The 7,488-nt window shown below is 74.0% G+C and carries 10 protein-coding genes; 5 read left to right on the top strand and 5 right to left on the bottom strand.

All coding sequences use genetic code 11. The annotated features are described in order from the left end of the window. Positions 1-45: 45 nt before the first annotated feature. A complete protein-coding gene (locus ACFCX4_RS32880) occupies positions 46-534 on the bottom strand; it encodes a hypothetical protein (RefSeq protein ID WP_376150542.1) in 489 nt (162 codons plus the stop codon). A 121-nt stretch (positions 535-655) separates the two neighbouring features. On the opposite strand from ACFCX4_RS32880, the gene ACFCX4_RS32875 reads away from it, so the two are divergent. After that, positions 656-1,660, top strand: coding sequence for an ArsR/SmtB family transcription factor (locus ACFCX4_RS32875; RefSeq protein ID WP_376150540.1), 1,005 nt, complete (start codon positions 656-658; stop codon positions 1,658-1,660). A 27-nt stretch (positions 1,661-1,687) separates the two neighbouring features. Here the strand turns inward: ACFCX4_RS32875 and ACFCX4_RS32870 are convergent, their stop codons facing one another. Beyond that, positions 1,688-1,855 (bottom strand): hypothetical protein, encoded by a 168-nt coding sequence (locus ACFCX4_RS32870; RefSeq protein ID WP_376150538.1) that lies wholly within the window; start codon positions 1,853-1,855, stop codon positions 1,688-1,690. A 72-nt stretch (positions 1,856-1,927) separates the two neighbouring features. Continuing rightward, positions 1,928-2,374 carry an anthrone oxygenase family protein gene (locus ACFCX4_RS32865; RefSeq protein WP_376150536.1) on the bottom strand — a complete coding sequence of 149 codons (447 nt, stop codon included), beginning with the start codon at positions 2,372-2,374 and terminating at the stop codon, positions 1,928-1,930. Positions 2,375-2,465: 91 nt separating this feature from the next. Here ACFCX4_RS32865 and ACFCX4_RS32860 point away from each other — a divergent pair, with 91 nt between their 5' ends. Beyond that, complete coding sequence (locus ACFCX4_RS32860; RefSeq protein WP_376150534.1) at positions 2,466-3,044, top strand: TetR/AcrR family transcriptional regulator; 579 nt, start codon at positions 2,466-2,468, stop codon at positions 3,042-3,044. Between the two features lie 96 nt (positions 3,045-3,140). Here the strand turns inward: ACFCX4_RS32860 and ACFCX4_RS32855 are convergent, their stop codons facing one another. Further along, positions 3,141-4,214, bottom strand: coding sequence for a HEAT repeat domain-containing protein (locus tag ACFCX4_RS32855; RefSeq protein WP_376150532.1), 1,074 nt, complete (start codon positions 4,212-4,214; stop codon positions 3,141-3,143). A 263-nt stretch (positions 4,215-4,477) separates the two neighbouring features. On the opposite strand from ACFCX4_RS32855, the gene ACFCX4_RS32850 reads away from it, so the two are divergent. Then, the gene (locus ACFCX4_RS32850) at positions 4,478-4,888 is read left to right on the top strand and encodes a peptidase inhibitor family I36 protein (protein ID WP_376150530.1); all 411 of its coding nucleotides are present in this window, start codon (positions 4,478-4,480) and stop codon (positions 4,886-4,888) included. Between the two features lie 173 nt (positions 4,889-5,061). Continuing rightward, entirely contained in the window at positions 5,062-5,448 is a 387-nt protein-coding gene (locus ACFCX4_RS32845) for a hypothetical protein (RefSeq protein WP_376150528.1), read from the top strand. Positions 5,449-5,533: 85 nt separating this feature from the next. On the opposite strand, the gene ACFCX4_RS32840 is transcribed toward ACFCX4_RS32845, so the two are convergent. Next, complete coding sequence (locus ACFCX4_RS32840) at positions 5,534-6,271, bottom strand: VOC family protein (RefSeq protein WP_376150526.1); 738 nt, start codon at positions 6,269-6,271, stop codon at positions 5,534-5,536. A 394-nt stretch (positions 6,272-6,665) separates the two neighbouring features. On the opposite strand from ACFCX4_RS32840, the gene ACFCX4_RS32835 reads away from it, so the two are divergent. Then, a complete protein-coding gene (locus tag ACFCX4_RS32835) occupies positions 6,666-7,304 on the top strand; it encodes a hypothetical protein (protein ID WP_376150524.1) in 639 nt (212 codons plus the stop codon). Positions 7,305-7,488: the final 184 nt, after the last annotated feature.

Raw genomic sequence — 7,488 nt, 5'->3', positions numbered from 1 at the left:
CCGGACGGCCCGGGGGCGGGCCGTCCGGTCCGGGGCTCGGCGGTGTCAGCCGGCCGGGTTGTTGCCGCCCGGCCAGCAGTACGGCAGGTTGGGGATCGGGCCCCAGTTCGGGCCGCCGGAGAAGTACACCGCGCTGACCCAGGCACGGAGGTGGCCGGAGTCGTCGTCGGTGTTCACCCACCAGTTGTTGGAGTAGCCGAGGTCGCTGTAGGAGTCGCCCTTGGCCTGGCAGTACGAGTAGGTGCTCGAAGAGGCGACCAGGATGCCGATCTGGCTGCCGCCCACGGCGGAGTTGTAGCTCTTGCCCTGGGCCCAGGTCGGGGTGTTGATCGGGGTGGTGTAGTCGAGGGGCGCGGCGGCGGCGCTGCCGGCGCCGAGACCGACGACACCGGCGGAGAGCGTGGCGCCGATCAGGGCGGCGGCGGCCGTCCGTCCGGCCTTGGCGAAGATGCGCATCGGTAATGACTCCTTGTCGTCAGCACCCGTGACCCGGGCGATGAATCGACTATTGGTCAGCTCCCGTTCGTACCGCACCGGGTTTCGGCCAGAACCGAAACCCACCAGTAGCTTCACCGGCCCCACTCGATCATTCTCGATCTGCGGTGTTCACGTCAGTTGACGGGACAACAAGGGGCGACCGAGGGGGAAGAGCCGGATGATGCTGCGGATCCACTTCACCGCGGAGGACCTGGCCCGGGTGGTCCTGGCCCCGCCGGGCGCCCCGAGGCCGGGCGAGACCGTCCTGAGCCTGCAGCTGCTCCGGCGCACCGACCAGCCGCTGCGGTTCGACCACTGGCGGCGGCAGGTCCTCCGCCGGCGCGGCCCCGAACTCGACCTGCTCGACGCGCTCGTGCCGCCCGGCGGCTGGGTGCCGGAACTCCTCGCCCCGCACCGCGAACCCTGCGAACCGTGCGAACCGGACGGCGCCGGGGCGGTGGCCGCCGGCCCGGCCCGCCGGATCGCCGCCGGCCTGGCCGGACTCGACCGCCACCGCCGCGCCGGCACCCGCCCGCCCGGCTGGGTCCGCCGTCTGGCGGACGGCGACCGGGACGCGCTCGACGCCGTCACCAGGGCGCTCGCCGTCTACCACGCGCGCGCCCTCGCCCCGTACGAGCGGGGCATCCGCGCCCTGCTGGAGGCCGACTGGGCGGCCCGGACCCGCACCCTGGCCACCGGCGGCGTCGACGCCCTGCTGTCCGGACTGCACCCGGCCGTCCGCTGGCGGCCGCCCGTCCTGGAGGTGCGCTCCGCCGCCGAACGGGACGTCCACCTCGGCGGACGCGGCCTGACGCTCGTCCCGCTGTTCTTCTGCGGACCGGCCCCGCGTGCGCTGATCGGCCCGGTCGGCCGCCCGGCCATCGCCTACCCGGTGCCGTACGACCCGCTCAGACCCGACCCGTTCGCGCCCCGGCGGCCGGACGACGGCGGCCTCGCCGCCGCCCTGGGGCGCACCCGGGCCGCGGTGCTCCGGGAGGTCGCGGCCGGCCCGGGCGCCACCACCGGCTCACTCGCCCGCACCCTCGGCGTCTCGCTCGCCACGGCGTCCGAGCACGCCGCCGTGCTGCGCCGCGCGGGCCTGCTCACCAGCCACCGGCACCGCTCCACCGTCCTGCACACCGTCACCCCCCTGGGCACCGACCTGCTCGACTCGGCGGTCTGAAGCCCCGCCCGGCCGGTCCCCGCGCCGTCAGCGCCCGTGCCCCACCGGCAGCACGGGGGCACACGGCGCCGCCCACAGGGGAACCACCTCGACGGTGCCGGCGGAGCCGCGGGAGCGGTTCTCGGCGGCCGGCCCGGGAGCGGCGGTCCGACGGTCGTGCAGGACGCGAGTGGCCACGGTGTTCACGGAGGTCATGCACAGGAACCTACCGACGGGGTCCGACAATCAGCCCCCGCCCGCCGGCCCCGGCCCTCGCCCTCCGCGGGGTCAGACGAGCGCGGTCACCAGCAGGGTGAAGGCGGCGGTGATGACGGCGACGCGGGCGTAGTGGTAGCGGTCCCAGCGGTTCGCCTGGTCCTTCCAGTCCGCGGGCCGGTTCTCGGGGGTCCAGGTCTTGCCCCGGTTGTTGATCGGGACGAGCAGCAGGACGGACATGATCACGCTGAGGACCAGCAGCGCCCCGGCGGCGACGACCGGGCCCGCGCCGGGTTCGTACCGGCCGGCGAAGGCCCAGACCGCGGTCAGGGCGAGCGAGGTGAAGTACCAGACCGGCATCAGGGCGCCGAGCATCCGGCCGCCGTGGGCGCGGGCGAGCAGGCCGCTGTCCTCGGGGAGCGCCCTGAAGATCCGGTTCATGACGAAGGCGACCGAGAGCTCCACCCCCACCATCAGGCCGACGAGCACGGTGGCGAGCACCTCCAGTGCGTTGAACATGATGACCCCTCCGAGAATCTAGCGCCGCTAGCTGATGAGGCAACGCTAGTACTACTGCCGCTCGATTGTCTAGCAGTGCTAGGATCAGCTCATGTCGGTACAGGAACGCAAGCAGCGCGAACGGGCGGACCGCGAGCGCCTCATCGTCGCCACGGCCCGCGAACTCGCCGAGCAGCAGGGCTGGGACGCCGTCACCACCCGTCGGCTCGCCGAGCGCATCGAGTACAGCCAGCCCGTCCTCTACAGCCACTTCCGGGGCAAGCGCGAGATCATCGGCGCCGTCGCGCTGGAGGGGGCCGCCGAGATGGCCGCCGCGCTGCGGGCCGCGACCGCCGCCGCGGACGGCCCGCACGGACGGGTCACCGCGCTCGCCCTCGCCTATCTCCGCTTCGCCGAGCTCAACCCGGCGGTCTACGACGCGATGTTCCGGCTGGACGGCGGCCTGGCGTTCGCCCGGGAGGACACCCCCGAGCCGCTGAAGGACGCGTTCGCCGCCCTGCTGGAGAGCCTCGCCGAGGTCGCCGGGCCGGGTGTCCACCCCGGGCTGTTCACCGAGACGTTCTGGGCCGCCCTGCACGGCCTGGCCACCCTGACGCGCGCGGGCCGACTGCCGCCCGAGCACACCGCGCACCGGGTGGAACTCCTGGTGGACCGCCTCGCCGCACTCTGACGCAGCGGCCGGCCGGGCCGCGTGGAGGTGAGTGGCGGGCGGGCGGCTCCGGGCCCCGCCCCACCGGAGCAGGGCCCGCTCCACCGACGCCGGGGCCTACTCCGCCGGCTCCGGGCGGGAGCCGGCGGACCCGGCGGGAGCGGCGAGGTCGGACAGGACGAGTTCGGCGGCGCGGGTCGGCGCCCCGTCGGCGCGGGCCAGGAGCGCGGCGGCGTCGTACACGGTGTCGCCGGAGTCCCGGAGGGTCACGTACATGTGGTGCACCGACTCGTGGCGGGGCGACACCAGCGCGGCACCGATGCCCGGGCGGAGCCGTTCGAGCTCGGTCACGACCGCCCAGGCGCCGCCCTCGATCCGGGCCCGCCGGGCGGGATCGCAGGCGCTGACGGCCTCGCCGGTCCCCGCGCCGTCGCGCCCGTGGGCCCGCAGCGCCGGGAGGAGTTCGGGCGCGCCCAGGACCTCCGCCGCCTCCAGGAGGAAGGCCTCGGGCCCGTCGGCCTCCAGCAGGTGTGCGACCAGCGGTACGGCCCCGGGGTCGTGCCGCCGGGCCAGGCCGCGCGCGCCCTCGTGCCGCACCTCCGCGTCCTCGTCGGCGGCGCACCTCCACAGCGCGTCCCTGATGTCGGCCGTGTCGTGGTCCAGTTGGGTGCCCAGTGAGAAGGCCGCCCAGTTGCGGACCCCGGCGGCCTCGTCCCGGGTGAGCCGGAGCAGGACCCGGACGGCCTCCCCGTCGGACCGGCCGCCGCCGACGGAGCCGAGCGCCATGGCGACGCCGCGCCGAACGCCGGCACCCTCGTGCCGGGCCAGCCGCAGCAGGACGGGAAGGGCGCGCGGGTCCTCCGTGCGGTCCAGGCCGGTCACCAGGGACTCCAGCACATCGGCCCGCGTCTCCGCCCCGGCGAGCGCGATCAGGGCGGTGGCCGCCCCGGCTCGCACCGACTCGTGCCCGTCGGCCGCCCGCGCCACCAGGTCGCAGCCCACCTCCCGCTCCAGCGGCTCGGTGGAATCCAGCAGCGCCGAGCCGAGGCGCAGGGGCTCCTCCCCGCCCGCGCCGACGGCCAGTTCCTCGACGAGCGCCCAGTAGGCGTGCCCGTCCCGGTCCGCCTCCGGGGCCCGCGCCGTCCGCGCCGCCGCCGTCAGACGCTCCACCAGGCCCGCAGTGTTCTCCATGGGCGCGATCCTCGCCCGGAGGGGCCTCCGGGGAAAGCGAATTCCCGGGGTTTGCGGCGCCATTGGGGAGCCATTCCATGTGATGTGACGACAAATCGCTCGTTCGAGGGGAAGCAGGTGTTTCGGGTTACCGCCGCGCGGGCCGGGGGCATTCAGCCGACGTCGACGGGACCGCGCCAGCCGGAGGGCGGCGCTCCCCCGCCGGAAGGCGGCAACGGCCGGACGCCCCGGCCCTGCCCGGATCGAGGAAGGGACCGAACTCCATGCGACGACTCGCTGGACTCTGCGCCGCGCCGGGACTCGTCGCGGCCGGCCTCATGGCTTCCGCGCCCACCGCCCAGGCGACCGGACCGGCCGGAGGCTCCGGGCCGACGGCCGAGCAGCACCGGTCGGTCACCGCGTACCAGGACTGCCCGGTCGACTGGTTCTGCGTCTGGGAGCACGTCGACGGCGGGGGCCGGATGGCGCGCTTCCAGACCGGCTCGGACAACCTCGGCGACTTCAACCTCAACGACCAGGTCTCCTCGGTCTGGAACCGGACGGGGAAGCTGTGGTGCACCTGGCTGAACATCAACCGCGACGGCGCCACCTGGCCCGTCGGCAACTGGCGCGGCAACACCTCCCAGTACAACCGGAACGACAACATCAGCTCGCTCCACGTCGGCGCCTGCTGACCGCCGGCGGCGGCCGGTCGTCGGCCGGCGCACCTCCGCAGGCAGGCCCGGCGGGGCCCTCGCTAGGCTGTCCGTGATCGGCCGTGCTCGAACGGCCGTGACGGCCGTGACGGCGTAGTGCCGTGGAGCGTGCGTCCGGCGTGGGCTCCACGGCCGGGGCGAGGGGGTGCGCGGTGTATCCGTTGGGACTCGGTGCGGTGTCGTGGTGGTGGCTCGCGGTCCTGGTGACCGCCACGTTCTGGGCGTTCCTGGTGCCGGGAATGCCGACCCGTACGCACCGGACCAGCACCGCGCTGGCACCGCTCCTGATGGCCCTCTTCGGGGTCGGCAGCTACCACGCGAAGCACATGGAAGCGGCCACCGTGCTCGCCATGTACTCGTTCGCGGTGCTGTCGATCCTGGCAGGGACGGTCGGCCACCGCAGGGAACTGGCGCGCCGGCTGACCGAGGCGAACGAGAAGGGCGAGCCGGAGGGCGAGGCGGCCCCGCCCGCCATGCTCGCGCAACTCCTCGTGTCCTTCGTCCTGTTCGGCGCCCTGACGCTCTGGGCCGTCCGGTAGCCCCCGTTCCGGGCTCCGTCGAACCGGCCGGTGACCCGCCGGCCGGTTCGACGGATGTGGCCGGGTCCGCGAGGGCCCGCCGGGGTCAGCGGGGCGAGAGGAGGCAGAACTCGTTGCCCTCCGGGTCGGAAAGGATCCGCCAGGAGATCGCCGACTGGTCGATGCCGGGGTCGGTCGCGCCGAGGGTACGCAGTCGGGCCTCCTCCACCGCGGGATCGTCACCGCGGTAGGGGGCGACGTCGAGGTGGACGCGGTTCCACACGGTCTTGGCGTCAGGGGTCCGGAGGAACTCCAGGTAGGGGCCGACGCCCTCGGCGGAGCGCATGGTCGCCTGGCCGTCGGTGACCTCGTGCACCGTCCAGTCCGTCGCCCCGCCCCAGAACCGGGCCATCTCCCGCGGGTTCGCACAGTCGACCACCACCGCGGCGACCGGCCCGAGGCCCTGGTAGACCGCACGGGGGTCCAGGACGCAGAACTCGTTGCCCTCGGGATCCGCCATGACCGTCCACGGCACGTCGCCCTGGCCGACGTCGGCGGGCGTCGCACCGAGGTCCCTCAGCCGTGCCACCAGCTCCGCCTGATGGGCGGCCGAGGTCGTGGCCAGATCGAGGTGCACCCGGTTCTTCACCGTCTTGGGTGCCGGATCCCGGATGATGTCGATGCAGACCGCCACCGGGTCGGGGTACGCGAAGCCCAGGGGTTCGAGGTTGGTCACGCCCGGCGCTTCGCTGTCGATGCCCCAGCCGAGGGCCTCCGCCCAGAACCGGCCGAGTGCCGAGTCGTCCTGGGCCTTCATGTTGATCTGCACGAGTCTTGTTGCCACGCCATGGATCCTAGTGCTGCAACAACACTCCGCGACATGGAATTCTTCGCCCGTCGATCACTTCGTCCAGGGAACGAGTGCATATGGCGGGCGGTCGGAATGTGATGCGGAGGGGGGAACGGTCCTTCTGTTTCGGTGAGTTCACGGCGCGGTGCCTTCCGCGGAGCGGAGAGCGCCGCGCGCACTGGTGACGCACGCTCCGGGGCCGGCGGCCGTCGGCCTCCGACCGGCGCGGCGGAGCCCGTCGGCCGTGTCGCCGGAGGCCTTCTGCGGGCGCGCGGGAGCGGGAGGTTCACCGGGCCGCGGGGCCCTGACCTCGTCGTGTGGTCCGGGTCACCCGCATGCTCTACTGTCGCCCGGGTCGGCCACGCCTTCGGAGGGCCAGGAGGTCCCCTTGTCCTTGACGCCGCCATCCCCCGGCAACAACCCGGGCCCGTCACCGGACTCCAACTCCTCTGTCGCGGCGCCGACTTCACCGCCGAGGACGTCGGCCCTGCGGCGGGCACGGCAGTGGTTCGGCGGCCTGTCCGAGGCGGGCAAGATCGCTCTGGTCACCGCCGTGGTCACCACGATCGGCGGAGGGGTGTTCGGCGTCGTCAGCGCCACCCTCAGCGGCGGCCCGGGAGGAACGACCGGCGCACAGGCGCCGCCGGGAGCGGCTTCCGGCGGAGTGGCCACGCCTGGTGGCAGCCCGAGCCCACGGGACAAGGCGGACACGCCGGATTCCGGCGCGCCGCCCGTCAACGGCGCCTCCTGCGCCGTCCGCCAGAGTTTCCTGTACTGCACCTTTGCCAGAGCAGGGGTCGTGCTGTACGCGGACCGCGACTACGCAACCCGGAAGACCCACACGGTCGCCGCCGGCGAGTCCCTCCGGTTCTCGTGCTGGGGACCCGGAAGGGCCCACGCGGGAGGCGGCACCATCTGGTACTGGACCGATACGCCGAACCAGGGATTCACGGGAAATGTCGCGGCGGTGGACCTCGATCTGGGGAGCGACCCTGCCCCCGGTCTGAACGAATGCCCGTATTCCTGATCGTTTCGCCCGGAGCCACCGGACGAAAGCCCCGGCCGTGCCGTGGAAGGACTGGTCGCGGACGTAGCCCGAGGGCGGTGCGCCGAGCGTCTGCTGGGTGGTGGTCGCGGCGAGGGCCTGGGGGGCGGTGACGGCCAGGGCGGCGGCGGCCGACCGGAGGGAGACGCTGGGTGATCGAGCTGGA

Origin of the sequence: Kitasatospora sp. NPDC056327, assembly GCF_042261735.1 — a bacterium.
Lineage (GTDB): Bacteria > Actinomycetota > Actinomycetes > Streptomycetales > Streptomycetaceae > Kitasatospora.
This window is presented reverse-complemented; position numbering and strand designations above follow the sequence as displayed.